A 23951-nucleotide genomic window follows, 5' to 3' on the forward strand; every position below is an offset into this window, starting at 1 on the left:
CTGTCTCGATCACGGCGAGCACGCCCTCGATGATCCAGGAGAAGCCGATCACCAGCGCGAGCGCGAGCAGCGAGACCTCGGGGTTGCGGATGGCGATGACGCCCGCGACGATCAGCAGCACGCCGAGGAGGATGCTGAGCGCCCGCATGCCGCCGGACACCGAGTTGTTCACGATCCCGGTCACGACGCGCACGAGGCCGGTGATCCAGAAGTAGATCGCGAACAGCAACGCGATGGTGAACACGATGGCGTCGGGGTTGTTCAGGGCCAGGATCAGGATGACCACTCCCAGCACGAGGGAGAGGATCGCGCGGATCCACAGTCCGGCCTTGAGCAGGCGGCCGGCCGCGGCGGTGATGTCGGAGTCGAAGAGCCAGAAGCTCGTGGTGCCGGGTGTGTTGGTCGTGCTCATGTCAATCCTCTGATTCCCCTGGTGGCCGTTCACGGCGCACATGTTCGTAGTAGTCGACAATCTAGTGCCTGTGAGCCCGCGGATGAGAGTTCACCGTGAGCATGTTGCGTCCGGCGGCCTCGTGTCGGTGGCGCCATCTAGCATCGAAACCGAAGAAACGTCACCTTCGGGGGTGCGGGCAGAAAGAACGAACATGTCATCGATAACTCGACACACGCTGATGGTGTTTCCGGCTGCCTTGATCGTGGTCGGGCTGATGAGCGGATGCTCGGCCTTCGGAGCCGACCCCTCGGCTTCGGGGAGCGCGAAGCCCGCGAGCCCGCTCGATCCGTATTACGCGGCGCTGTACCCGAAGCCCGACGATGCGGCGCAGAAGGCCTCCGATGCGGCCGTGCAGGATGCGGTGGCCGTCTGTATGAAAGAGCAGGGCTTCGACTACAAGCCGGACCTGAACTCGACCACGACCTTAGTCATGGACCCTGAAATGGAGTGGGGGAGCGAGGAGTTCGCCAAGACCAACGGGTACGGAATCACGACCGACATCTCAGGCCTCACGGGCGCTCCGTCGGGCGAATACGTCGATCCGAATCAGCAGTACATCGACTCGCTCAGTCCGACCGAGCAGACCGCGTACAACGATGCCCTCTGGGGCGCGCCGCTCGTCGACCCGGATGCTTCCGGAGACGACGCATCCGCCGAGGTCGGCGACGCCTCGAACTACGACTGGCACGACGCGGGCTGCATGGGCGCGGCGCAGCACGAGCACGGGTTGTTCTCCGACCCCGCTGATGACCCGGAGTACGCGAGCCTGACCGAAGAGATGGGCGCTCTGTACGAGAAGGCGCACTCGTCCCCGGCGGTCCAGGCCGAGGAAGAGGAGTGGTCCTCCTGTCTCGCGAGCGCGGGCTACCCGGGTTTCGAGCACAAAGACGATCCGTTGTCCCACTTCTCCGACCGGATGGGCGAACTGCAGAAGACAGGTGACGGCCTACAAGCCGGGCAGCCGTCCGATCTCGATCCGGCAGCCCTGGCCGCCCTGCAGGAGGAGGAGATCGCCACGGCGGTCGCCGACTTCGACTGTGCACGTGACACCGGATACGCCGAGACGCTGCAGCGGGAGCAGACCCGGATCGAGCAGGAATTCGTCGACGAGAACAAGGACAGGCTCGATGCGCTCGTGGCGCGCCTCGGCGCCCAGTGAAGTGCGGGGCGGGTGGCGAGGCGCTCGGCTGGTCGCCCTGATGGCGGTCGTCGCCGTGCTCGCGCTCGGGGGAGGAATCCTGGTGAGCAGATTCGTGGTCTCCCCGGTCGACCTCGCCGCCGAGGCTCGAGCACCGGAGGCCGGAGCCATCACCGCGCCGATCGAGAAGCGCGTGATCGAGAACACGATCACCAGCCGCGCCGACGTGACCTACGCGGGCGCCGTCGAGGTGAAAGTCGACACCACCGGGCTGCAAGGTCCGGCTGTGGTCACCGGGCACGTGCCCGAGGTGGGCGCGACTCTCGTGGCCGGGTCGGTTGCGCTGGAGGTGTCCGGTCGCCCGCTGATCGTGCTGCCGGGCGACCTCCCCGTCTATCGCTCGCTGTACGCGGGGTTATCGGGCCCGGACGTGCTGCAGCTCAAAACGGGCCTGGCGTCGCTCGGTATCGACCCGGGCGACGCGAGCTCCGACCTGTTCGACGCGGCCACGGCAGCTGCTCTGGACACCCTCTACCGCAACGCCGGATACCCCGCACCGTCGGCCTCACCCGATGCGGAGGATCGTGTCATCGCGGCCCAGGAGGCCGTTCGCAGTGCGCAAGCGGGCCTGGACCAGGCCGCGGCGGCGCTCGACACCGCCCAGGCGGGTGCGAGCTCGTCGCAGCGTGTCGAAGCCGACAACGCCGTGCGCGAAGCGCAACGGGCTCTCGCCGAGGCGCAGCAGGCGGGCGACCCCGCGGCGATCGGCCGCGGCCAGGACGCCCTCGATCTGGCTTACGCCCGCCGCGATGAGCTGCTGGCCACGCCGCGGGTCTCGGCCGAGCAGAGCGCGGTGGAGGCGGCCCGGGCGCAGCTCTCCGATGCCCAGGATGCGCTCGTGAAGGCGCAGGAAGCGGCTCTCACCGTGCTCCCCGCCGGCGAGGTGGTCTACCTGGCCTCCCTTCCCAGGCGAGTGGATGCGGTGAGCGCCGAGCGCGGATCCGTGCTGCAAGGTGCGGCCATGTCGGTCTCGGGGGCGGAACTCGAGCTGGCGGGCTCCGCATCCGAGACCGACGCCGCCCTTCTGAAGCCGGGTATGACCGCGCGCTTCACCGCCGCGAGCGGCAGCGAATACGGCGCCACCATCACGTCGGTCGACGTGCAGAAGCCAGACGCGTCCGGCGGAAGCGGCACCGAGGGAGCGCAGAAACGGTATCGAGTGCTGCTGAAGCCCCAGGAGCTCACGCCCGAGGCGGTCGAGGCACTCAAGGGCAGCAATGTGAAAGTGAGCATCCCGGTGCAGTCCACCAGCGGTGAGGTGCTGGCGGCACCCGTCGCCGCGTTGACGGCGGGTGCGGGCGGGGAGGCCAGGGTCGAACTCGTCGTGGGCGAGGATGCCGCCACCGGGCGCGCACAGACCGAGCTGGTTCCGGTCACGGCAGGGCTCTCGGCCGGAGGCTTCGTCGAGGTGACCTCGGCCGACCCTCGGGTCGCCGCAGGTGCGAACGTCGTGGTGGGACGGTGACGACCACCGCCGAGGTGGCGCCTGTGATCGAACTGCGTGGCGTTTCGCGCCGGTTCGGGTCGGCGCAAGAAGGCCAGCCCCAGGGCGGCCCGGTGACCGCGCTGTCGGAGGTCGATCTGACCATCCGCCCCGGAGACCACCTCGCGATCACCGGCTCGTCGGGTGCCGGCAAATCGACCATGCTCAACATCTTGGGCCTCTTGGATCGCCCGTCGGCGGGGGAGTACTACTTCGATGGTGTCGCCACCTCCTCGCTCCGCGATCGGCGGAGGTCGGCGCTGCGCGGGTCGAGCATCGGATTCGTGTTCCAGTCGTTCCACCTGCTTCCCGGCCGGAGCGTGCTCGGCAACGTGCTGCTCGCCTTCGTCTACGGTTCCGTTCCCCGCAGCGAGAGGCTGCGCCGCGCGAGCGAGGCGCTGGATCGCGTCGGCCTCTCGCACCGCCTCGCCTTCAGCCCGGCCACGCTGTCCGGCGGCGAGCGTCAGCGGGTGGCCATCGCGCGCTCGGTCTGCGGCGGAGCGAAGGTGCTGCTGGCCGATGAGCCCACGGGCAACCTCGACCGGGTCAACGCCGACGCCATCCTGACGCTCTTCGACGAGCTGAACGCCGACGGTCTGACCCTCGTGGTGATCACGCACGACGCCGCCGTCGCAGAGCGGGCGAGACGCCGGATCGGCCTGGCCGACGGAAAGTTGACCGAGCTCGGTGCGACGCCGTGACGGGCCGGACGCGATTCGGCCCGACGGCCTTGATCGGCGAGGCCCTGGAAGGCGTGGGGTCCAAGCCTTCACGGCTGCTGATCACCGTGCTCGGCACGATGGTCGGCATCGGCGCGCTCGTGCTGACCATCGGGCTCGGCCAGACGGCCGGTGGGCAGCTCACCGCGCACTTCGATTCCGTCGCGGCGACCCATGTCGAGGCGGCACCCACCTCGGTGAAGGGGGCGGACGGCGACGGTCACGCCTCGTCCGCCCTTCCGCGGGACGCCGCCGCCCGCGCGTCTGCTCTCGCCGGAGTCGACGCATCCGTTCTGCTCGGCGAGGTGCCGCTCGGCGACAGCACGGTGACCGCGGTTCCCGTGCACGACCCCTCGTCGCCCACGCTCACGCCACCGCCCGTGTGGGCGGCCGACGGCGACCTGCTCGGCGCTCTCGACGGGCGACTGGCCGAGGGGCGCTTCTTCGACGGCGGCCACCAGCAGCGCGCCGACCGGGTGGCCGTGCTCGGAAAGGAGGCCGCCGACAAGCTCGGCATCCACTCGCTCGCCGGCGGGCCCTCCGTCTTCATCGGCTCGCACGCGTATTCCGTGATCGGCATACTCGAGTCGGTCGACACCCGCCGCGAGCTGCAATCAGCCGCGATCGTGCCCCTGGCGGCAGCCGAACGCGACTTTCCCGACCTTCCGCCACCGGGCATCCTGGCTCTGAAGATCGCCGTGGGGGCCACAGACCTCGTGTCGCATCAAGTGCCGATCGCTCTCGATTCGGCCGAGCCCCAGAACATCACCGTCGCGGCCAGTCCCACGACGACTGCGCTGGAGGGCGGGGTGCGAAACGATCTCGATGCCGTCTTCGTGCTCATCGGAGTGATCACGCTTCTGGCCGGAGGGCTGGGGATCGCCAACGTGACGCTGCTCGGGGTGTCGGAGCGAACGGGGGAGATCGGCTTGCGGCGCGCGCTCGGGGCCACGCGTCCGCAGATCGCCGCGCAGTTCGCTCTCGAGTCGCTGATCACCGGCGCGCTCGGTGGCACGATCGGTGCCGCCGTGGGTGTGGCCGTCGTGGTCGCGGTCTCCGCCGCGAGCGGCTGGACTCCGGTGCTCGACCTCGCACTGGCGCTCGGCAGCACTCTGCTCGGTGGGCTGGTCGGACTGGCCGCCGGCGCCTACCCGGCGCTGAAGGCGGCCCGCACCGAACCCGCAGACGCCCTCAGGAGCTGATCGTGAGCGGCGTCGGTGGCGGGCAGTAGCATGGCCGCCATGGATGACTCCTCGCCTACAGCATCGGTGCCGCACCGCGCCGACAATCACGATCTGATCCGCGTCACCGGCGCCCGCGAGAACAATCTCAAGAACGTGAGCGTCGAACTGCCGAAGCGGCGGCTCACCGTTTTCACCGGTGTCTCGGGCTCGGGCAAGAGTTCATTGGTGTTCGGCACCATCGCCGCAGAGTCGCAGCGCATGATCAACGAGACCTACAGTGCGTTCGTGCAGGGCTTCATGCCCACGCTCGCTCGGCCCGACGTCGATGTGCTCGAGGGGCTCACCACGGCCATCATCGTCGACCAGGAGCGGATGGGGGCCAATCCGCGCTCCACCGTGGGCACGGCGACGGATGCGAACGCGATGCTGCGCATCGTGTTCAGCCGGCTGGGTCAGCCGCACATCGGCTCGCCGAACGCGTTCTCCTTCAATGTCGCCTCGGCGAAGGCGAGCGGTGCGATGACGGTCGAGAAGGGCGGCGGCACGACCAGCGTCGTGCGCGAGTTCACCCTCACGGGCGGGATGTGCCCGCGCTGCGAAGGCAGGGGAGAGGTCACCGACATCGACCTCAGCCAGCTCTTCGACGAGTCGAAGTCGCTCACCGAGGGCGCCATCACCGTTCCCGGCTACACCGCCGATGGCTGGATGGTGCGCATCTTCGCGGTGTCGGGGTTCCTCGACGCCGACAAGCCGATCCGCGACTACACCGAGACCGAACGCAACGACTTCCTGTACAAGGAGCAGGTCAAGGTGAAGGTCGAGAACATGAACCTGACCTATGAGGGGCTGGTTCCGAAGCTCCAGAAGTCGATGCTCTCGAAAGACCGCGACGCGATGCAGCCGCACATCCGTGCCTTCGTCGACCGCGCCGTGACGTTCACCACCTGCCCAGACTGCCTGGGTACCCGGCTCAACGCGGGCGCTCGCTCCTCGAAGGTCGGCGGTATCAGCATCGCCGAAGCGTGTGCGATGCAGATCAGCGATCTCGCCGCCTGGGTGCGAGGGCTCGACGCGCCCTCGGTCGCCCCGTTGCTCGAGTCGCTGGGCGACACCCTCGACTCGTTCGTCGAGATCGGCCTGGGCTATCTCTCGCTCGACCGGCCGAGCGGCACGCTCTCCGGGGGAGAGGCGCAGCGCACGAAGATGATCCGGCACCTGGGGTCGTCGCTGACCGATGTCACCTATGTGTTCGATGAGCCGACGGTCGGCCTGCACCCGCACGACATCCAGCGGATGAACGGGCTGTTGCTGCAGTTGCGCGACAAGGGCAACACGGTGCTCGTGGTCGAGCACAAGCCCGAGGCGATCGCGATCGCCGACCACGTCGTCGACCTGGGGCCGCGTGCCGGCACCGCCGGGGGAGAGGTGGTGTTCGAGGGCACCGTCGAGCAGCTGCGTGCCAGCGATACGCTGACGGGTCGTCACCTCGACGACCGCTCGAGCCTGAAGCCGTCCGTTCGCTCGCCCCGGGGTGTGCTGGAGGTCAGGGGAGCGACGTCGCACAATCTGCGCGAGGTGGACGTCGACATCCCGCTCGGCACGCTGGTGGTCGTCACCGGAGTCGCCGGTTCGGGCAAGAGCTCGTTGATCCACGGCTCGGTGTCGCGCCGAGCCGATGTGGTCGCCATCGATCAGAGCGCGATCCGAGGGTCACGTCGCAGCAATCCGGCCACGTACACCGGCATGCTGGAGCCGATCCGCAAGGCCTTCGCGAAGGCGAACGGCGTCGCCTGTCCCACGTGCAACGGAGCCGGGGTCATCTACACCGATCTGGGGATGATGGCCGGCGTCTCCACCACCTGCGAGGAGTGCGACGGCAAGCGTTTTCAGGCCTCCGTGCTGGAATACCGCTTCGGCGGCAAGAACATCGACGAGGTGCTCGGGATGCCCGTGAGTGAGGCTGCCTCGTTTTTCGCGACAGGGGAGTCGCGTATCCCGGCGGCCCACACGGTGCTGGAGCGCCTGAACGACGTGGGGCTCGGCTACGTCAGCCTCGGTCAGCCTCTGACCACGTTGTCCGGCGGTGAGCGTCAACGCCTGAAGCTCGCCTCCCACATGGGTGAGAAGGGCGAGATCTACGTGCTCGACGAGCCCACGACGGGCCTGCATCTAGCAGATGTCGAACAGCTGCTCGGCCTTCTTGATCGCCTCGTCGACTCCGGCAAGTCGGTGATCGTGATCGAGCATCATCAAGCTGTGATGGCCCACGCCGACTGGATCATCGATCTCGGTCCGGGCGCCGGTCACGACGGCGGCCGCATCGTCTTCGAAGGAATGCCCTCCGACCTGGTCGCCGCTCGATCGACCCTGACGGGCGAACACCTGGCGACGTACGTGACCGCCTGAGCCGTATCCCGCGCGCTGATAATGCACATTATGTCAAGTAATGCGGATAATACGCACGGTGACGTCAGCAGGTGTTCTCACAACATCAGGTCCTGCCCACTCGTTCACCGCTCCCCCCGACCGTGCTGCCGCGGCCTCAGCTGAGCGGCACGATCGCATCGATCTGTACGAGGGCATTGCCCTGCAGCACATTCGCACCGATCATCGAACGTGCGGGCGGAGCCTCGGTGAAGAACTCACGGTAGACACGGTCGATGACGCCGGCGGACTCGACCAGCAAGGGTGTGTAGATGGTGAGCTTCAGCGCCTTGGACAGGTCGGCCCGTGCGGCGAGACAGATGGCGTTCAGATTTCTCAAGCACTGATTCATCTGAGCGCCGACCGCTTGATCACCGCCGCCGAAGAACGGGTTCAGCGGTCGAGGCAGCATCTGCCCGGTCGCCGGGTCGATCGGAAGCTGGCCCGACACGTAGAGCAGACCGTCGTACGCGACCGCTTGGCTGGAGCCCCCCGGCGACCACGGCGCATCCGGAGTGAAGATGACGGTACGTTCCACAGGTCGCTCCCCCGGTAGTGATCTCAACGGCACTGTTCCAGACATCCTACGGCGGGAGCTCCCCCGAAACCGGCGTGGCCGACCTCAGTCCGGTCCGAACCGGGTCCAGGTGCCGCCGACGCACTGGTAGAAGGCGACCGTGACGGTATCAACGGTGATGTCATCGCCGGTGCAGGATCCTGACGGCGACGACGTCGCCAGGGCGACCCTGGTTCCGTCGGCCCCCGCGGCTCCGTCGGCGCCCGGCGCTCCGTCGGCGCCGGCGGCACCCGCCTCACCCTGGGCACCCGCCTCGCCAGCGGCGCCGGCCTCCCCTTGGGCTCCGGTCTCGCCCTGAGCGCCGGTGAGGTTCTTGGCCGCCGCGGTGCGGATGTTGCCCACGCTCACCCAGGCGCCGTCGCGATGCAGGTAGAGACCGGCCGTGTCGATGTCGATGTACAGGTCGCCGTCTGACCCGTACGCCTCAGCGGGCGTTCCGGTGCCGGCACGCACATCGCTGCCGGCCGGAAGAACACCGGCTTCCAGGTCGACGAGGTCGGTCTCGTCACCGGTGCCATCGGATTCGGCATCGGCAGCGGCCGTCGCAGACGCAGTCACCGTCACGGTGGCCCCCTGAGCGTCATAGGAGGGTGCTCCGAGGCGAGCACCGAGGAAGGCCGCGACGAAGGCGAGCACCACCACGACGGCGGCGAGGATGATCAAGGCTCTGTTGTCGAAGCTGGAACGGCCGGGTTGCTCCGGGGGTGTGGGCTGGGTGGTGGTCATCGGATGCTCCTGACAGGGTGGTGGGCGATCACGTCGATCGTCAAACCGGCTCGCGCTGCCCCGTCGCGACGGACTCGGGAACTTCGCCGGCGCGGTACCGGGGCAGTCGGCTGGCGGGGATGATGGCCAGGGCGCTGACGCCGGCCAGAGCGATCAGGCCGATCTTGAGCGCGCGAAGCCGGGCGTCTTCGTTGAGCGCGATGGCCGAATCGACCTGCTCCGGCGTGGCATCCGTTCCGCTCAGCACGTCACGGAGACGATCGTTGCTCACGAAGTTGACGCTGTCGAGGTCGACCTGCGACACGACCGAGGGCGGCAGGTCCACGGTCGTGGCGAGAGCGGCGGCTACGTTCGCGCTCAGGATGCCGACCAGAAGTGCGCCGGCGACGGCTGTGCCGACCGCGGAGGCGAGGTTCTGGGTGGTGCCGCGCACGGAGCCGACGTCGCCGGCGAGTTCCTTCGGTGAGGCCGTGACGAGCACATTGAACACGAGGGTGACGAGCGCGCCCTGCCCGACACCGAAGACGAACAACCCGAGGATGGTCGGCAGCGTCTCCCAGTTGTTCGTCACGACGACGGAGAGCCAGACGAGCGCGATCGTCGTGAGCACGAAGGAGAACATCCCGATGGCTCGCGGCGAGAAGCGGCCGTAGAACCGCACGACGAGCGTCGCGGTCACGAAGACGGTGAGGTTGAACGGCAGCATCGCCAGGGAGGTGTCGAACGGGGTTCGGCCCTGCACGATCTGGATGTAGAGCGGCACGGTGAAGTTGAGCGCCGCCTCCATCAGCACGACGATGAACATCGCGTAGATCGCGGCTCGTTCTCGGGACGACCCGAAGACGGACAGGCTGACCAGCGGAACCTTCCCCGCTTTGGTGCGCCTCCGGGTCCAGGTGAAGAACAGCTGCACGGCGATCACGCCGAGCACGATCAGGATCGGCGCCGGCGAGAGACCCGCCACGTCGAAGGGCGCGCCGGGCCCCGCCTGGAGCAGACCCCAGCTGTTGAGGTTGTTGACGCCGAGTGTCAGCATCACGATTCCCGCGCCGATGATGAGAGCGGCGACGACGTCGATCTTGACCTCGGGATTGCCCTTCGCCGAGTGCAGCCGGAAGCTCAGGATGAAGACCGCGACGGCGAGCACCAGAACGATGATGAACACCTGGCGCCAGCCGACCAGGGTGGCGAGGGTGCCGCCGATCAGGAAGGCGCTCACACCGGCGAGGGCCCGCGCCGACCCCAGCGATCCGATCGCCGTCGCCTGCTGCGCCCCGCGGTAGTTCTCGGCGATCAGAGCCACCAGAGACGGCACGATGATCGCGGCGGATGCCCCGGCGAGGGCCTGCGCGAAGATGACCCACCCCACCGAAGGAGCCAGGATCATCGTCAGTGCCGACGCGGCGAAGAGCACCACAACGACCCGGAAGACCGTCACCCAGCCCACCCGCTGACCGATCTTCGCGCCGACCATGACGAGGGCCGCGACGACCAGTCCGTAGGTGACGATGGCGGTGCTGACATCGGTGGGTGGCACACCGAAGTCGGCCACCATCCCGCCGAGCGACACGGGCAGCGCGGAGACGTTGAACGACATCAGGATCTGGGCGAGGAAGAGCCCCACCATCGGCACCCAGGAGGTTCGTGCGGGCGAGCTCGTTTCGGGACCGGTCATGATGAGGACTCCCTCTGTGGTGCGGAGGCGAATGGTGCGGAGGCGAAGATGTTCAGTCCCAGCGCCCGGGACAGGTAGGCCGTGGCGATCTGCCCACGCACGCTGTTGCCGGCGTCGTCTAAGCGCGGCGCATACGTTCCCACGCCGACCTTTCCCGGTGCGATCGTGACGAGGCCGCCCGCCACACCCGACTTGCCGGGCAGGCCGATCTCGAACAACCACTCCCCCGATCCCTCGTACAAACCGTTCGCCGCGAGCACGGCGAGAGTGTCCCGGCAGACGTCCGCGGAGACGACCCGCTGGCCGGTCACCGGATTCACCCCGCCGTCGGCGAGCGTCGCCGCCATCACGGCGAGATCGCCCGCGTCGACGGAAAGAGCGCACTGCCGGGTGTACACATCCACGACGCCCTCCGGATCGCGGTCGATGCGACCGTAGCTCTGGAGCAGCCGGGCGATCGCGCGGTTGCGCAGGTTCGTCTCCGATTCGGAGCGGTAGACCTCGTCGTCCAGCTCGAGCGGGCGGCCGGCGAAGCGCGACAGCCCGTCGCGCACGGCCTCCCACTGCGCGTCGGCATCCTCTCCCGGCATCAGAGCCGTGGTGGCGATGGCCCCCGCGTTGACCATCGGATTCATCGGATGCCCGTCGTTCAGCTCGATGGCGATGACCGAGTTGAAGGCGAGCCCGGTGTTGTTCACGCCGACGACCTCGAGCACCCGTTCGTGGCCGAGCTGTTCCACGACGAGCGCGTAGACGAAGGCCTTGGAGATCGACTGGATCGAGAAGCGCATGCGGGTGTCGCCGATGTCGTGCCGAACACCGTCCACACCGACCACGCACACCCCGAACGCCTCGGGATCGGCCGCCGCGAGCACGGGGATGTAGTCGGCGACGCGCCCCTCGCGGTGTCGCAGTGCGCGGGTGTGCGCCGCCTCGAGTATCCGGTCGACCTGAGGTGCTTCGGGAACCCGGCCCGTGCTGACGGATTGCACGACATCAGCAGCATCCACGTCCATAGCGCCTCCCGATTCAGAACCTCGACACCGTCCCTGGCGGAGTGAACGACGTCAGCGAACGGTTACCGTGCCCGACGATCACAAGATAGGCCCTCTCCGGCCATCCATTCCAGATGTGTCACGAAAATGCCGTCAAACAGTACAGCCACTGCTGTATCGTCGAGATCATGCTCACGATCAGCACTCGTCTCGACGTCATGAACCGGCTCGGCCGAGCCATGGCCGATCCGACCCGATCGCGCATCCTGATGCTGCTGCTGGAGCGGCCCGCCTACCCCGCCGAGATCGCTCAGGCGCTCGAGCTGACCCGCCAGAACGTGTCCAACCACCTGTCGTGCCTCCGCGACTGCGGCATCGTCGTGGCCGAACCCGAAGGCAGACAGCACCGCTACGAGATCGCCGACGCCCACCTCGCGAAAGCGCTCGACGACCTCGTGGGGGTCGTGCTCGCCGTCGACGCCTCCGCCCCGTGCAACGACGACGCCTGCACCGTCTCCGGATGCTGCGAGGTCACGTCGTGACGACGACGGCCGACCACCGGGGCCGTGAGCGGAAGGCGGTCCTGCAGAAGCGCATCCGTCTGATCGTCGCCGTCACGATCGGCTACAACCTGATCGAGGCGGTCATCGCGATCGCGGCCGGAACCGCCGCCTCGTCGGGCGCGCTGATCGGATTCGGCCTCGATTCGACCATCGAAGTGCTCTCCGCCGCGGCCGTCGCCTGGCAGTTCAGCCGCCGGGATCCCGAGCGCTGGGAGAAGGGCACCTTGCGCGTGATCGCGCTCGCGTTCTTCGCGCTCGCGCTCTACGTCGGCGCCGGCGCGGTGCTCACCCTCACCCGGGCGGCCGACGTCGAGCACAGCACCGTGGGCATCGCGCTGACCGCGCTCAGCGTCGTCATCATGCCGTTCCTCTCCCTCGCGGAGCGGCGCGCCGGCCGTGAGCTGAGTTCGGCGACCGCGATCGCCGACTCGAAGCAGACGCTGATCTGCTCCTACCTCTCCGCGGCCGTCCTGCTCGGGCTGCTGCTGAACACGCTCTTCGGATGGTGGTGGGCCGATCCGATCGCCGCGCTCGTGATCGTCGTCTTCGCGGTGCGCGAGGGGATCGAGGCGTGGAAAGGCGACGCCTGCGCCACGTCGGTCGGGATGCTCCTGGACGACGACGACGACCACCACCACGACGACGGCCACCACCGCCACGACCATGCCCGCCACGACGACCACGACCACGACGGCCGCGAGATCGCTGACCGCTGAGGGCCAGGCGGCGATGCGAGCCCCGATCAGCCTGCCGCGGGGCGCGAGAACAGGTTCAGCAGATTCCCGTCGGGATCGCGGACGAGCGTGGAGCGATTGCCCCACGGCATGGTGGCCGGCTCCAGCACGACGTCGGTAAGCGACTCGCGCAGCCGCTCGAACTCGGCATCGACGTCGTCGACCAGGAACTCCAGGATGACCGAGTCGTTGTGCGCCGGCTTCGGGGCCCGGTCGCCGAGCATCGCCACCGTCGCGGTGCTGCCGATCGCGAGCACACCGGTCGCGGTGCGGAACTCGGCGAAGACCGGAGCCGGTCGACTGGCGGTGACTTTTGTGACGAGCTCGTAGAAGGCGACGAGTCGGTCGACGTCGTCGGTGATGATGCGCACGGAGGCGAATTCCATGATGGTCCTTTCGCAGGGGCCGGATGCCCCGGTCCAGACCATCCTGCGCCGCGTTCGCGACACCGTCCTGTCGGTGTTCCGCGCCGGTGCTCAGGCCGTCTCTCCCCCATCGCCCCGTGCGCGGCCCACCGGCCGGAGGTGTCCGTACGCGATGTCCAGATCGCCGGCGCTCAGCATCCGCTCGGGCGCACGCTCGCCCGTCGGCTCGGCCTCGGCGATGCGATCACCGCGAAACGCTCGCACCCCGTTCCGCAGCCGGCACCACGCGATGAGGTACCAGTCACCGCCTCGGCCGACGAATCCCAGCGGCTCGACCTCGCGCACGGTCCGCTCGCCCGCTCGATCGCGGTAGGTCAGGCGCAGCACCCGCCCGGCGGCCAGAACCTCGCCCCGCACCGCCGGAGTATCCGGAGCCGCGCCTTCCCCCTCACCGATCTCCTCGAGAAGGTACACGCGCCGGGCGAGCTCGGCGGTTCGCTGCAGACGGCGTTCGTCCATCACCGCGCTGACCTTGCGAAGAGCGGATGCGCCGGCATCCCGGAACGGACTGCCCGAGAGCATACCGAGACCGACGGTGACGGCCAGGGCCTCTTCGACCGTGAAGCCCAGAGGCGCCAGGGTGTGCGACGCGTCGATCGCGTACCCGCCCCGGCGGCCGTTCTGCGCCCAGATCGGCACGCCCGACTGCTGGAGCGCGGAGAGGTCGCGTTCGATGGTGCGCGAGCTCACCTCGAAACGGTGAGCGAGCCAGGCGGCGCTGCGCGGCTGCGGTGCGACCGCGCGCAGTTCCTCGACCAGGGCGTAGAGGCGATCGGTGCGGTTCACACCTCGACCCTAGCCATCGCTGCCGCTCCCCCCGGTCGGGGGATGCTGGCTTCCGCGCGACTTTGACAGACTCGGGGTGGCGCACCGCCGCGCCGACTGGGGGGACACGCACTTGCACGCTGCACGACACACCACGACCACGCCTCCGGAACCGAGAGCACCGGGGCGTGCTCGGTTCATCGCGGCGGCGACGGCGCTCGTCGTCGCGTCCGTCGGCCTGATGGCCGCGTCTCCGGCGACAGCGGCACCCGCGACCCCACCCGTGCCGGCCGGCGTGTACCTCGAGTCGACGTGGGTCGTGCCGGGCGGCACCGCCTGGGTCGACTTCGTCGGAGACACCGGATGCGAGCGTCCCACCGGCGCGGCCTTCCGCGACTCGGGCACGTCCGTCTCCACCCCGCTGGCCATCCAGGGGTTCGGGGAGGGATTCTGGGTCGATCGCGGCGTGGCGTTCGTGGACGCGGTCACCAACGCTCCCCTCCCCATCGGGGCCGGCGCCCCGGCGACCGGAACGATCGAGCTGACCTGTCCGCCCGTCGGCGCGGGTGCGAGCACCACCGTCTCCCTGCCGATCACCGTGAGCACCGTCGCCCCGGCCTCGATCTACCACAGCCCCACCGCCTGGACCTGGTACACGCCGGGGGCACTGACCGCCGGCGCACTGGTGACGATCAACGCCCTCGGGTTCCGGCCCGGCGAATCGGTCACCGTCACCCTGACCAACGCGACCCGCTTCTCCGACACCGGGGTGTTCTCTTCGGCGACCCCTGCGGTCGTGACCGCCGACGGCGAAGGGGCGGTCACCGCCCAGGTGACGTTCCCTTCGGGCTGGACCGCCGGTGACGAGCTGGACGCCCTGGTGGCGGGCGCGAGCAGCCGCTACCTGCTGATCTCGGGCGACGGCGAACCGGTCAACGGCGACCCGACCCTCACGCTCAGCTCCGACGGCCTCGCCATTCCGGGCGCAACCGTCACACTGGCCGGAGCCGGCTTCGTCGCCGGCGAGACGGTGGCCGTGGCGCTGCACTCCCCCACCGCTCGTGCCCTGCAGCTCGGTACTCTCACGGCCGACGGCTCCGGAGCCATCGCGGGCGATGTCAGCGTGCCCCCCGGCGTCGCATCCGGCTCGTACCAGCTCTGGGCCGGGGCGAAGACCCTGAGTTACCACATCTACAACACGCCGATCCTGGTCGGCAGTTCGAGCCGCATCTCGGCGCCCGATCGCTTCTCCAACGCCGTGGAGATCGCCAAGGCCGCCTTCCCCGGCACGGCGCCCGTCGTCTACGTGGCGACCGGTCTCAACTATCCGGATGCCCTCGGCGCCGGTGCGGCCGCCTCGAACGCGGGAGGTCCGTTGCTGCTCACCACGCCGGCCGCGCTGCCGGCCGGCGTGAAGGCCGAGATCAAGCGTCTCGACCCTGACCAGATCGTGGTCGTCGGTGGCCCGAACTCGGTTTCCGATGCCGTCTTCACCGAGCTGAAGGCGCTGGCGCCGAACGTCGTGCGCCAGGGCGGCGCCGATCGGTACGAAGCCTCCCGCAACATCGTCGGCGGCCGGTTCGAGCACGCCACGACGGCCTTCCTGGCCACCGGTGCGAACTTCCCCGATGCGCTCAGCGCCACCAGCGCCGCTGCGAGCCAGAACGCCCCCGTCATTCTGGTACCCGGTTCGAACCCCTCGCTGGATGGCCCGACCCTCGCGCTGCTGACCAGACTCGGCGTGACCGACATCACCATCACCGGTGGGCCGAACTCCGTCTCCCCCGCGATCGAAGCGCAGCTGAAGTCGGCCTACGGCGCGAGCCACGTCACCCGGCTGGGCGGGGCAGACCGCTTCGAGGCCTCGGCGACCATCAACAGCCGCTTCTTCGATTCCGCGAGCGAGGTGTTCCTGGCCACCGGCGGCAACTTCCCCGACGCCCTTGCCGGCGGGGTGCTCGCGGCCTCGAAGTCGGCGCCCCTGCTGGTGGTGCACGGCGATTGCGTGCCGGCCACGACGCTCGCCGCCATCCGTTCGTGGGGTGCGACGAAGATCACCCTGATCGGCGGACCTGCTTCGCTCGACCCGAAGGTGGCGACCCTGCGGCCCTGCGCCTGATCCCGGCGCGGCCGCCGGGTTCGGTCGCGGCCGGCTCAGTCGCAGCCGGGCTCAGTCGCAGAGGTGGGCGATCGCCGTCGGCAGCGCGTCGATCGCCGACGACGACATCGAGGATGCCGCGCCGGCGGCCGCGGTGTGTGCCGCCTGGTCGAGCACGGCAGCGCATCCGGGGTCCGAGCGGTAGAGCTCGACCGCGCCGAGCGCCGGCACGAGCTCGCTCGTGATCCGGTCCAGGATCGGGCGCACCTCGGTGGCGAGGTCCGGTGCGGTGGCCGGCGCCGGCTGGGCGCCGCTCGCCCAGGCATCGAGCAGGCTCTGCTGCACCTGCTTGCTGGCTGCGATCTGGTCGGTGAAGACGAGGGACACGTAGCCGGCATCGGCGCCGACCTCGCTCGCCCGGGCCGCCGCCGCGTCGAGTACGGCCTTCTCCCGCGCTTCGTCGGTCACGGGCTGACCGCTGAACAGCTTCGAGGCCGCGACCGCGTCGCCGGTCGAGAGCCGCTCGAGCACGAGGGCGAGCACCGCGTCGAAGGCCGCCACCGGAACGGCGGATGACGGGGCAGCCGAGACCGCTGCTCCGGATGCTCCAGGCCCGGACGGAGCAGCCGTGGCCGTTTCCGACGTGCCGGCCCCCGCATCCGGAGCAGCGCCGGTGCATCCGGTGAGCAGCACCGTGGCGCACACCACGGTGCCGATGACGAGCGTCGAACGCGGGTGACGCGGGCCACCGGTCCCCCTGAATCCTTGGAGCATCCCGTCAGCGTAGCGATCGGCGTGCGGATGCCGCGAGCCGGCGACCGCGACGGTGCTCGAGCCCGCCGGAGAACCTGCCGTCCGCGCGCGTCACGCCGGTCCGATGACCATAATGGGGAGCGATGAGCGAACACGACCTCCCCAGCGCGCGCCAGCGCTTTCCGGCGCGCGTTTTCGCGAGCGGAGAGGAGCCTGATCCGCGGTTCACCCTCGCCAACGAGCGCACCTTCCTGGCCTGGATCCGTACCGCCCTCGCGCTGATCGCCGCCGGTGTCGCACTCGAAGCACTGGGACTCGGCCTCCAGCCAGGGCTCCGGCTGGCCGCCTCCCTGGTGCTGATCGTGGCCGGTGTCGCCACCCCGGTGCAGGCGTGGCTCGGCTGGATGCTGGCCGAACGCGCCCTCCGGCACGGCAGAGCGCTTCCCTCCCCCGCCCTCTCGCTGCCGCTCGGGATCGCCGTGGTGGTGGCCGGTGTGCTCGTGCTGCTCGGCATCCTGCTGGCATGACCGGGCCGGCCGCGGGGCTCCCTCTCTACGACACCGGATTGCAGCCCGAGCGCACCGCACTGGCCTGGCGTCGCACCGCGCTGGCGCTCGCGGGCGGTGCCCTCGTCGCGGTGCGCATCGTGCCCGCCGTCGTCGGCCCCTGGGCCTATCTGCCGACGGGGGCCGGGCTGGTGCTGGCCGTCGTGATCCTGGTTCTCGCCCATCGTCGGTACCGGCGCCTGCACCGGGCGCTCGTTGAGCACCACCAGCCCGATCGTCGGCCCGACGGCCGCCTGGTCGCGCTCACCGGGTTGGCGACCCTGCTGATCGGGGTTGCGGCGCTGGTGGTCAGCCTCGCCCTCGCGGGCGGGACGGACGCTCTGAACCGCCTGTTCTGAACCCCTCGCTCCGGACCGTTCGTCCAACCCCTTCTTTTACTGAGCATTACTCGGTATATTCGCATGCATGGAACGACGGATGCTCGCGCAGCTCGTCACGGCGGTCACGGTGCCGGCGATGGCCGTCTCGGTCGCGCTCGGCGCGCTTGGCATGGTCGGCATGGTCGCGGCACCGAGTGCTCGCGCCGACGGCATCACGCCGCTGACGCTAGACCTGCCCGCTGCCGGCGAGGTCTTCTCCTCCGACTCCGCCGGGGTGTTCGCCGTCGTCTTCGCCGGCCTGGGAGCCTTCGGCGATCCGGTCACCGTCACCGACCCCACCGGGACGGCGCTCTGTGCGAGTACCGTCCAAGATGACGGCACGTGGACGTGCACGGCCGACGCGATGCCCGACTTCTTCGGCCAGGTCACGGTCACCGATTCGGTGACCACCCTGGTCCGCCTGCTCGGGGCGGTGAACCCGCCTCGCCTGGACCCGAGCCAGTCCGGCGGCATCTCGACCGATGCTGCCGATTTCGTCACCTCGGGCACCGCTGCGCCGGGAGCCCTGGTCGACCTCTTCCGCAACGACGAGCAGGCGTGCTCCACCGTCGCCGACCAGGGCGGCGGCTGGACGTGCGCCTTGGCGCTGACGGATGCGGATGTCGGCACCGCGCTCCTCACCGGCACCCAGACCCCGCCCTATGCGGCGCGTGCGTCCGCACCCTCTCCTGCCGTGTCCCTCGTCTACCGGCTGCCCGAGGTCGTGATCCCGGTGGTGCCATCGGATCCGGTCGATCCGGGTGGCCCGGCCACTCCTGTCGACCCTGCGACGCCCGGGAGCACCGCGAGCGAGACGCCGGGCGCGCCAGCGTCGCCCGACAGCGGACCGGTGCTTCCGGCGGACGGCGCCTCGGCCGCGCCCGACGCAGTGGACGGCGGCGCAGCGGGGGACGGTGAGGGCGCACTGCTCCGTCCCGGCCGAGCCGGCTCCGACCTCGACGAAGCCGCGGATGCCGGCACCCCGACCGGCATCGAACCCGGCCGGAGCACGGGCCGTGGCGCTCCCGCGCCTGTCGGCACCCCGGACGACGTGCGCCGGACCCCGGAGCGATCCGGCGTGGCCGCCGATCCGGCCACCGGGACGCAGGCCGGAATGGCTCCCGGCCTGTCCGAAACCGACGGGTGGAACGAGCCCACGGGCTTCGGGACGACGCTCCGGCCGTTCGGATCGATCGCCTTTGACTCCCCCGCCTTCGCCGTGTCGGTCTCGGTGCTGGTGGCGGGCTTCGTGCTGGTGCTGGCCTTGCCTGCCGAACTCCTGCAATCCACGATCCGTGAGAACTACCACCGCATCGCGCCTCGCGTGCCTCGCCTGCTCCGCCTCCGCCGACAGGTGCGGCGGTCGCCGGCCGGCGAACAGTTCGCGCGTCGCGTCGGCCCCGTGGCCGCACGGGGTCCGGTGGCGATCATGCTGGTGACCGCTCTGGTGTCGGCGTTCGCCGACCCGTCGACCGGCCTCGATGCCCGCTCGCTGCGTCTCGCGCTGGCACTGACCCTGGTGATGCTGATCGTGAACGGAGTCGGGATCGCCAGCGGCGGCCTGCATGCCGCGCGGCGGTACGGAGCCAGGATCGCGGTCTCGGCCCGGCCGGCGACCCTCCTCCTCGTCGTCGCCACGGTGCTGGTCTCGCGGTTCGCGGATCTGCAGCCCGGTCTGCTGTTCGGTCTGGTGCTGGGAGTCGAGTTCGGCACCCGGATGCGCGCCGGCCGACTCGCCCGAACGACCATCGTCACCAGTTGCTCCCTGCTCGCCCTGGGCTCGGTGAGCTGGATCGCCTTCGGTCTTTTCGCGCCGGCCTGGCAGGCGCATCCGGATTTCGGCAACCAGCTGATCGCCGAGGTGCTCACCGGAGTCGCGGTCGAGGCTCTCACCGGGCTCGTTATCGCGCTCCTCCCGCTCACCTTCCTCGACGGACACACCGTGTTCTCGGCCTCCAAGGCCGCGTGGGCCGCGCTCTACTCGGTCGTGCTGACGGTGTTCGTCGTGATCATCCTCCCGGTGCCCTCGAGCTGGGTGCAGGTGCCCTCGCTCGCTTCCCCGTGGGCGCTGGCCTCCGCGGTCTTCGCCCTGGTCGGCGTTCTGACCTGGGCGGCATTCCGGTTCATCACGCCACGCATGCGGATCGAGCCGGCCGCGGGCGAACCACCACCCGAGCCGGCGGTGCACCCGCACCCCGCGCCCGTGCGCGAACTCAGTCGATGACCCGGGCGATCTGAAGCGCCATCGGCCGCAGCACACTGTGCTCGCCCTTGGCCACCGGATGCACGGTCACGTTCTGCAGGCGCGCGAGGCGCTCGATGCTGTCGGGCAGCACGATCCGGTCGCGCACGCCGTAGAGCACGTCGACGTCGACGCGGATCTGGGCCACGTCGGTGAGCGTCGTCTGGCCTTCGATGCAGTGCTCCATCGACTGGGCGAAGGCCCTCCAATACCGCTCCTCGATCACGATGCCGGGCCCCGGAAGGATGCGATCGAGAAAGGCGAGCCGGCGGGTGGTGCGATCCCGGTCGGTGCGGAGGAAGCGGAAGAAGCGCAGGTAGGTCTTCACGGCCAGCCGGTCGGTCCGGTCGGTGAGGTACGCCTCCTCGGCGTACACCGGCGGAGAGACCAGCACCACCTGACTCACCTCACGACCGTGCACCGCCGCGTATCGAGAGGCGATCAGCGAGCCGAGACTGTGCCCCACGAGCGTGAACCGGCCGCGCAGGCGGAGCGAACGGATGGTGGCGTGCAGGGCCGCGACGTGCTCGTCGAGCGTGAAGGTGGCCGTGGCGGGTGCGACCGACCCGCCGAAGCCCAGCAGGTCGATCGCGATCACCCGGTAGAGCGGCGAGAGCAAGGGAACCAGATGCGACCAGCTCTTCGAGGAGGAGTTGATGCCGTGCACGAGCACGACCACCGGCCCCTCCCCCTGATCGACGGCCACGTTCAGCAGTGTCGGCGTGCCACCCCGCAGCATCCGCAGCGCGTTCATCCCGCCCCCTGTCATCATGAGTAATGCTCATGCTATCGCATGGAGTTGGTGACGGCCAGTACTCTGCCGCACGCCTTGCGCACGCTGGAGCTGCCGGCGCGGCGGTATCTGATGGTCGACGGATCAGGGGACCCGAACGCGTCCGGGTTCCAGGACGCCCTCGGTGCTCTGTACCCGGTCGCCTACGCCGTGAAGTTCGCGAGCAAGAACGATCTCGGCCGGGACTACGTGGTGCCCCCGCTCGAGGCCCTCTGGTGGGCGGATGAGCTCGCGGTCTTCACCGCGCAGCGCGACAAGAGCCGCTGGAAGTGGACCCTGCTGTCCCTCGTGCCCGACTGGATCGACGCCGAAACGGTGCAGAGCATCCTCACCGCCCGGGAGGCCGGCGCCGCTGCGCCGGTGCGGCTCGAGACCCTGGAAGAAGGGCTGTGCGTGCAGACCCTTCACGTCGGCCCGTTCGATGACGAGGGCGAGATCCTCGCCGAGATGCATCACGCCTTCCCGGAGCGCGCCGGCCACATCCTCACCGGCACGCACCACGAGATCTCCCTCAGCGACCTCCGCCGCGTTCCTCCCGAGCGCCAGCGCACGATCCTGCGTCAGCCGATCCGCCCAGCGGCACCGAGCCCGCGCTCAGTCGCGGCGACGGAGACGATCGTCTTCGACGAGGAGCAGTCGGCGAAGGGGCGTGTTTCCCCAGACCCCGAGGTCTACCTCCGCCGAGCGGCCCGCCGGTTCATCGAGACGGCGGAGGTCACGCCAGGCGGCTAGACCCTCGGGCGACCCCGCAGAGGAACCCGGCAGGAGCAGCGCCCCGCCCTTCGCTGTCACGGCGCCGGTGAAGCTCCGCAGTTCCCGGGCCTCGACGGATGCCCCGGTGGGCGGATCCAGGAACACCACGTCGTCCTCCCGCACCGCGGGCAGGAACGAGAACGGCGACCCCACCAGGAACTCGACGTCGCGGTCGCGCAGGATCGAGGCGAGTTCGAGCAGGCCCGCAGCGTCGAAGGCCGGTTCGTCGCGTCCGGGAACCGCGTCGTCGAAGTGCTGGAGGGGCAGACCTCCAGAGCCGGGCGCCGACGTTCCCCGCAAGTAGATGAAGCGAGCGGCGCGCTCGACATCGGAACCGATCGGCTCGTCCAGGACACCCGTAACCTCCGATCCGTGTGTCGCGTCCGCACGATCCCCGGCCTGCAGGGCGAGTTCCCGCTCGGCGAGAAAGTATGCCGGGCTGTGCCTCGCGGCGTGGAACGCGACACGCTCCACGAGCGCGCGCGCCTCAGCACGCACCGTCGCCCACACGGTCACGAGGTCGCGGTTCGGGCTGCCGAGCACGAACGACCACTCCGGATGCCGCGCCAGCAGTGCCACGGCCACGGCTCCGCCGTCCAGAATCGGTTCGACGTACCCTCCGGCGGCCGCCGGCACGTACTCGAGCAGCCGATCGGCCTGCCGGCGCCGGCGCACCGAGTCGAGGTACGGCGGCGCGAGCCGTCGGGCGGTGCGACTCACGGCATCCGCTCGCCGGCGCGCTCCCCCACCGCTACCCGCGGTCAGCGACCGGGCTCGTCGAAGTACGACACGTGCACCTCGTTGCGGTCACGAGCCGCCTCGGCGCGCTCCTGACGCAGGCGCTCGGCGCGTTCCTGGCGCTCGCGCAGAATGTCGGGGTCGACCTCGACGCGGCGCACCGACAGGGATCCCTTGGTGGCCGGGCTGGCGGCCTTCTTGGCGGCCGGACGTGCGGCCGAGCTGCCGCCTCCGGTCGCCGCGGCGCGGGGCGCACGCACGACGGGCATCTGGCCCGTGCCGCGGCAGCGCTGAGCGTTCTTGTCGTCGTGCTGGATCATGGACCCGGAGACGAGACCGACCGCGACGGACTTCCCGCACACGGGGCACTTCGTTCCTGTACTGCTTGCCATGGTGGTGATGACGACCCTTCCGATGCTCGGGCGGAGATGCCACCCGAAAGGTCAATTTTCGCACGGAATACCCGTCGCTTCTTCGCCGTTGGAGAAAACATGCCATTGAATGCGGAATACGAACCGGGAACCAGCGACTGGGCGCGCGAGCAGCTCGAGCTCTACGAAGCCTCAGGAGGCACCGAGGGCACCGAGTTGAACGGGATGGGCGTCATCGTCCTGAGCACCATCGGAGCCAAGAGCGGCAAGCTGCGCAAGACGCCGCTGATGCGCGTCGAGCACGATGGCGAGTACGCCGTGGTGGCCTCGCTCGGCGGTGCTCCGAAGCATCCGGTCTGGTACTTCAACGTGCTGGCGAACGATCACGTCGAGCTGCAAGACCGCACCGAGAAGCACGACTACCGCGCCCGCGAGGTGTTCGACGACGAGAAGGCGCTCTGGTGGGAGCGCGCCGTCGCCGCCTACCCGCCCTACGCCGAGTACCAGCAGAAGACCGATCGCTCGATCCCCGTCTTCGTGCTCACCCGCTTCGACCCCGAGCAGTAGAAGCCCCGGCAGTAGAAGCCCCCGGCAGGAGAAGCCGGCGAGGCCTGACGCCGCGGCTCAGGCCTCGCCGAAACCGGTCTCGATCAGGTCGGCCAGCGCCTTCACGGCGTCTGCCCCATCGGGATCAGAACTCGCGATCTCGACGCTCGACCCCTTCGTGAGGCCCAGCGACATGATGCCCAGCAGACTCTTCGCGTCTTTCCCGTTCACGGTCACCTTCGCGGGGAATGTCGTCGCGAGCTTCACGAACTCCGCGGCGGGTCGAGCGTGCAGCCCGTCCTTGTTCACGACGGTCACCGTGCGTGACGGTGTTCCGGATGCCGCGGGCCCGGCCTCGAACACCGGAACGGCCGCGATGTCGCCGTCGCCCGCATCCGCCGCCTTCGCCTCCTGAACGGCATTCGCCGACTCGCCCGCCGCGACGACCTCGGCCAGGCCGGCGCCGGACTCCGCGGCGACCGCGGCCGCCACTCCCCCTTCGACCAGGGGCGCCGAGACGATCCGCACGCGCTCGCGCACCTCGTCGTCGAGAAAGTCGAGAGCGGTCTCGGTGGTCAGGATGGCCGAACCGAGGTCGCAGAACACGGCCACTCCCGCGCCGGAGTCGGCGGCTTCGACGGCCGCCGTCACCTTGTCGAAGCTGGTGCCGATCCCGCCCTCGTCGGTTCCGCCGGCCGCCGCCAGCGTCGCGGTGCCCGCCATCTGCGCGGCGAGCTCGACGAGCCCCTCGGCGATCTTCGAGCTGTGGGAGACGAAGACGATCCCGACCTTGCCTTCCGTGCCCGCCAT

At 69.6% G+C, this 23951-nt stretch carries 24 protein-coding genes; 13 read left to right on the top strand and 11 right to left on the bottom strand.

Translation table 11 applies throughout. The features are described 5' to 3' along the window. Window positions 1-412 (bottom strand): DUF308 domain-containing protein (locus Q0D75_RS06230; protein ID WP_291050506.1); only part of this gene is annotated, 412 nt, incomplete at its 3' end. 220 nt (window positions 413-632) lie between these two features. On the opposite strand from Q0D75_RS06230, the gene Q0D75_RS06235 reads away from it, so the two are divergent. The 5 genes from Q0D75_RS06235 to Q0D75_RS06255 are packed head-to-tail and all read left to right on the top strand — an operon-like array spanning window position 633 to window position 7444. Beyond that, window positions 633-1613: a hypothetical protein gene (locus Q0D75_RS06235; protein WP_291050508.1), complete on the top strand. Its 981-nt coding sequence runs from the start codon at window positions 633-635 to the stop codon at window positions 1611-1613. Beyond that, window positions 1582-3117 (top strand): hypothetical protein, encoded by a 1536-nt coding sequence (locus tag Q0D75_RS06240; RefSeq protein ID WP_291050510.1) that lies wholly within the window; start codon window positions 1582-1584, stop codon window positions 3115-3117. The genes Q0D75_RS06235 and Q0D75_RS06240 overlap by 32 nt, the downstream gene beginning before the upstream one ends. After that, a complete protein-coding gene (locus Q0D75_RS06245) occupies window positions 3114-3836 on the top strand; it encodes an ABC transporter ATP-binding protein (protein WP_291050513.1) in 723 nt (240 codons plus the stop codon). The genes Q0D75_RS06240 and Q0D75_RS06245 overlap by 4 nt, the downstream gene beginning before the upstream one ends. Window positions 3837-3889: 53 nt before the next feature. Then, a complete protein-coding gene (locus Q0D75_RS06250) occupies window positions 3890-5056 on the top strand; it encodes an ABC transporter permease (protein WP_291050516.1) in 1167 nt (388 codons plus the stop codon). A gap of 39 nt (window positions 5057-5095) precedes the next feature. Continuing rightward, entirely contained in the window at window positions 5096-7444 is a 2349-nt protein-coding gene (locus tag Q0D75_RS06255; RefSeq protein WP_291050519.1) for an excinuclease ABC subunit UvrA, read from the top strand. A 136-nt stretch (window positions 7445-7580) separates the two neighbouring features. Here Q0D75_RS06255 and Q0D75_RS06260 read toward each other — a convergent pair whose 3' ends face one another. The 4 genes from Q0D75_RS06260 to glsA all read right to left on the bottom strand — a co-directional run bounded on the left by Q0D75_RS06260 (window position 7581) and on the right by glsA (window position 11456). Further along, the gene (locus Q0D75_RS06260) at window positions 7581-8000 is read right to left on the bottom strand and encodes a Rid family hydrolase (RefSeq protein WP_291050522.1); all 420 of its coding nucleotides are present in this window, start codon (window positions 7998-8000) and stop codon (window positions 7581-7583) included. 84 nt (window positions 8001-8084) lie between these two features. After that, on the bottom strand, window positions 8085-8765 hold the full coding sequence (locus tag Q0D75_RS06265) for a hypothetical protein (RefSeq protein ID WP_291050525.1): 681 nt from the start codon (window positions 8763-8765) through the stop codon (window positions 8085-8087). A 40-nt stretch (window positions 8766-8805) separates the two neighbouring features. Continuing rightward, window positions 8806-10440 (bottom strand): MFS transporter, encoded by a 1635-nt coding sequence (locus Q0D75_RS06270; RefSeq protein WP_291050527.1) that lies wholly within the window; start codon window positions 10438-10440, stop codon window positions 8806-8808. Then, complete coding sequence (glsA, locus tag Q0D75_RS06275; RefSeq protein ID WP_291050529.1) at window positions 10437-11456, bottom strand: glutaminase A; 1020 nt, start codon at window positions 11454-11456, stop codon at window positions 10437-10439. Before glsA ends, Q0D75_RS06270 begins: the two co-directional genes overlap by 4 nt. A 167-nt stretch (window positions 11457-11623) precedes the next feature. On the opposite strand from glsA, the gene Q0D75_RS06280 reads away from it, so the two are divergent. Both Q0D75_RS06280 and Q0D75_RS06285 read left to right on the top strand, forming a co-directional pair. Continuing rightward, a complete protein-coding gene (locus Q0D75_RS06280) occupies window positions 11624-11977 on the top strand; it encodes a metalloregulator ArsR/SmtB family transcription factor (RefSeq protein ID WP_291050532.1) in 354 nt (117 codons plus the stop codon). Beyond that, a complete protein-coding gene (locus Q0D75_RS06285; protein WP_291050534.1) occupies window positions 11956-12714 on the top strand; it encodes a cation transporter in 759 nt (252 codons plus the stop codon). Before Q0D75_RS06280 ends, Q0D75_RS06285 begins: the two co-directional genes overlap by 22 nt. A 26-nt stretch (window positions 12715-12740) precedes the next feature. Here Q0D75_RS06285 and Q0D75_RS06290 read toward each other — a convergent pair whose 3' ends face one another. Further along, on the bottom strand, window positions 12741-13118 hold the full coding sequence (locus Q0D75_RS06290) for a VOC family protein (RefSeq protein WP_291050537.1): 378 nt from the start codon (window positions 13116-13118) through the stop codon (window positions 12741-12743). A 90-nt stretch (window positions 13119-13208) separates the two neighbouring features. Beyond that, window positions 13209-13943, bottom strand: a complete 735-nt coding sequence (locus tag Q0D75_RS06295) for a WYL domain-containing protein (RefSeq protein WP_291050540.1) — start codon at window positions 13941-13943, stop codon at window positions 13209-13211. Window positions 13944-14163: 220 nt separating this feature from the next. On the opposite strand from Q0D75_RS06295, the gene Q0D75_RS06300 reads away from it, so the two are divergent. Continuing rightward, the gene (locus tag Q0D75_RS06300) at window positions 14164-16041 is read left to right on the top strand and encodes a cell wall-binding repeat-containing protein (protein WP_291050542.1); all 1878 of its coding nucleotides are present in this window, start codon (window positions 14164-14166) and stop codon (window positions 16039-16041) included. A gap of 51 nt (window positions 16042-16092) precedes the next feature. Here the strand turns inward: Q0D75_RS06300 and aroQ are convergent, their stop codons facing one another. Further along, window positions 16093-16794, bottom strand: coding sequence for a gamma subclass chorismate mutase AroQ (gene aroQ, locus Q0D75_RS06305; RefSeq protein ID WP_291050544.1), 702 nt, complete (start codon window positions 16792-16794; stop codon window positions 16093-16095). A gap of 122 nt (window positions 16795-16916) precedes the next feature. On the opposite strand from aroQ, the gene Q0D75_RS06310 reads away from it, so the two are divergent. The 3 genes from Q0D75_RS06310 to Q0D75_RS06320 all read left to right on the top strand — a co-directional run bounded on the left by Q0D75_RS06310 (window position 16917) and on the right by Q0D75_RS06320 (window position 19922). Continuing rightward, window positions 16917-17300 (top strand): DUF202 domain-containing protein, encoded by a 384-nt coding sequence (locus Q0D75_RS06310; RefSeq protein ID WP_291050547.1) that lies wholly within the window; start codon window positions 16917-16919, stop codon window positions 17298-17300. Further along, complete coding sequence (locus Q0D75_RS06315; RefSeq protein ID WP_291050550.1) at window positions 17297-17677, top strand: DUF202 domain-containing protein; 381 nt, start codon at window positions 17297-17299, stop codon at window positions 17675-17677. Before Q0D75_RS06310 ends, Q0D75_RS06315 begins: the two co-directional genes overlap by 4 nt. Window positions 17678-17744: 67 nt before the next feature. Beyond that, window positions 17745-19922 (top strand): hypothetical protein, encoded by a 2178-nt coding sequence (locus tag Q0D75_RS06320; protein WP_291050553.1) that lies wholly within the window; start codon window positions 17745-17747, stop codon window positions 19920-19922. Here Q0D75_RS06320 and Q0D75_RS06325 read toward each other — a convergent pair. After that, window positions 19912-20712 carry an alpha/beta hydrolase gene (locus Q0D75_RS06325; RefSeq protein ID WP_291050556.1) on the bottom strand — a complete coding sequence of 267 codons (801 nt, stop codon included), beginning with the start codon at window positions 20710-20712 and terminating at the stop codon, window positions 19912-19914. The two genes, Q0D75_RS06320 and Q0D75_RS06325, sit on opposite strands and share 11 nt — an antisense overlap. Window positions 20713-20742: 30 nt before the next feature. Here Q0D75_RS06325 and Q0D75_RS06330 point away from each other — a divergent pair, with 30 nt between their 5' ends. After that, window positions 20743-21465, top strand: a complete 723-nt coding sequence (locus Q0D75_RS06330; RefSeq protein WP_291050558.1) for a GyrI-like domain-containing protein — start codon at window positions 20743-20745, stop codon at window positions 21463-21465. A 782-nt stretch (window positions 21466-22247) separates the two neighbouring features. Here Q0D75_RS06330 and Q0D75_RS06335 read toward each other — a convergent pair. Then, the gene (locus Q0D75_RS06335; protein WP_291050560.1) at window positions 22248-22544 is read right to left on the bottom strand and encodes a hypothetical protein; all 297 of its coding nucleotides are present in this window, start codon (window positions 22542-22544) and stop codon (window positions 22248-22250) included. Window positions 22545-22715: 171 nt separating this feature from the next. Here Q0D75_RS06335 and Q0D75_RS06340 point away from each other — a divergent pair, with 171 nt between their 5' ends. Next, on the top strand, window positions 22716-23162 hold the full coding sequence (locus tag Q0D75_RS06340) for a nitroreductase family deazaflavin-dependent oxidoreductase (protein WP_291050562.1): 447 nt from the start codon (window positions 22716-22718) through the stop codon (window positions 23160-23162). Between the two features lie 57 nt (window positions 23163-23219). Here the strand turns inward: Q0D75_RS06340 and dhaM are convergent, their stop codons facing one another. Beyond that, window positions 23220-23951: a dihydroxyacetone kinase phosphoryl donor subunit DhaM gene (dhaM, locus tag Q0D75_RS06345; RefSeq protein ID WP_291050564.1), complete on the bottom strand. Its 732-nt coding sequence runs from the start codon at window positions 23949-23951 to the stop codon at window positions 23220-23222.

The organism is Herbiconiux sp. (assembly GCF_023264855.1).
Classification (GTDB): Bacteria; Actinomycetota; Actinomycetes; order Actinomycetales; family Microbacteriaceae; genus Herbiconiux.

Excerpts from the sequence above, each read along its gene's own strand:
- glsA (WP_291050529.1), bottom strand. The coding sequence starts at position 11,456 with ATGGACGTGGATGCTGCTGATGTCGTGCAATCCGTCAGCACGGGCCGG.
- Q0D75_RS06285 (WP_291050534.1), top strand. The coding sequence starts at position 11,956 with ATGCTGCGAGGTCACGTCGTGACGACGACGGCCGACCACCGGGGCCGT.
- Q0D75_RS06335 (WP_291050560.1), bottom strand. The coding sequence starts at position 22,544 with ATGATCCAGCACGACGACAAGAACGCTCAGCGCTGCCGCGGCACGGGC.
- Q0D75_RS06240 (WP_291050510.1), top strand. The coding sequence starts at position 1,582 with ATGCGCTCGTGGCGCGCCTCGGCGCCCAGTGAAGTGCGGGGCGGGTGG.
- Q0D75_RS06235 (WP_291050508.1), top strand. The coding sequence starts at position 633 with ATGGTGTTTCCGGCTGCCTTGATCGTGGTCGGGCTGATGAGCGGATGC.
- Q0D75_RS06255 (WP_291050519.1), top strand. The coding sequence starts at position 5,096 with ATGGATGACTCCTCGCCTACAGCATCGGTGCCGCACCGCGCCGACAAT.
- Q0D75_RS06265 (WP_291050525.1), bottom strand. The coding sequence starts at position 8,765 with ATGACCACCACCCAGCCCACACCCCCGGAGCAACCCGGCCGTTCCAGC.
- Q0D75_RS06320 (WP_291050553.1), top strand. The coding sequence starts at position 17,745 with ATGGAACGACGGATGCTCGCGCAGCTCGTCACGGCGGTCACGGTGCCG.
- Q0D75_RS06280 (WP_291050532.1), top strand. The coding sequence starts at position 11,624 with ATGCTCACGATCAGCACTCGTCTCGACGTCATGAACCGGCTCGGCCGA.
- aroQ (WP_291050544.1), bottom strand. The coding sequence starts at position 16,794 with ATGCTCCAAGGATTCAGGGGGACCGGTGGCCCGCGTCACCCGCGTTCG.
- Q0D75_RS06300 (WP_291050542.1), top strand. The coding sequence starts at position 14,164 with ATGGCCGCGTCTCCGGCGACAGCGGCACCCGCGACCCCACCCGTGCCG.
- Q0D75_RS06310 (WP_291050547.1), top strand. The coding sequence starts at position 16,917 with ATGAGCGAACACGACCTCCCCAGCGCGCGCCAGCGCTTTCCGGCGCGC.
- Q0D75_RS06340 (WP_291050562.1), top strand. The coding sequence starts at position 22,716 with ATGCCATTGAATGCGGAATACGAACCGGGAACCAGCGACTGGGCGCGC.
- dhaM (WP_291050564.1), bottom strand. The coding sequence starts at position 23,951 with ATGGCGGGCACGGAAGGCAAGGTCGGGATCGTCTTCGTCTCCCACAGC.
- Q0D75_RS06290 (WP_291050537.1), bottom strand. The coding sequence starts at position 13,118 with ATGGAATTCGCCTCCGTGCGCATCATCACCGACGACGTCGACCGACTC.
- Q0D75_RS06325 (WP_291050556.1), bottom strand. The coding sequence starts at position 20,712 with ATGATGACAGGGGGCGGGATGAACGCGCTGCGGATGCTGCGGGGTGGC.
- Q0D75_RS06270 (WP_291050527.1), bottom strand. The coding sequence starts at position 10,440 with ATGACCGGTCCCGAAACGAGCTCGCCCGCACGAACCTCCTGGGTGCCG.
- Q0D75_RS06315 (WP_291050550.1), top strand. The coding sequence starts at position 17,297 with ATGACCGGGCCGGCCGCGGGGCTCCCTCTCTACGACACCGGATTGCAG.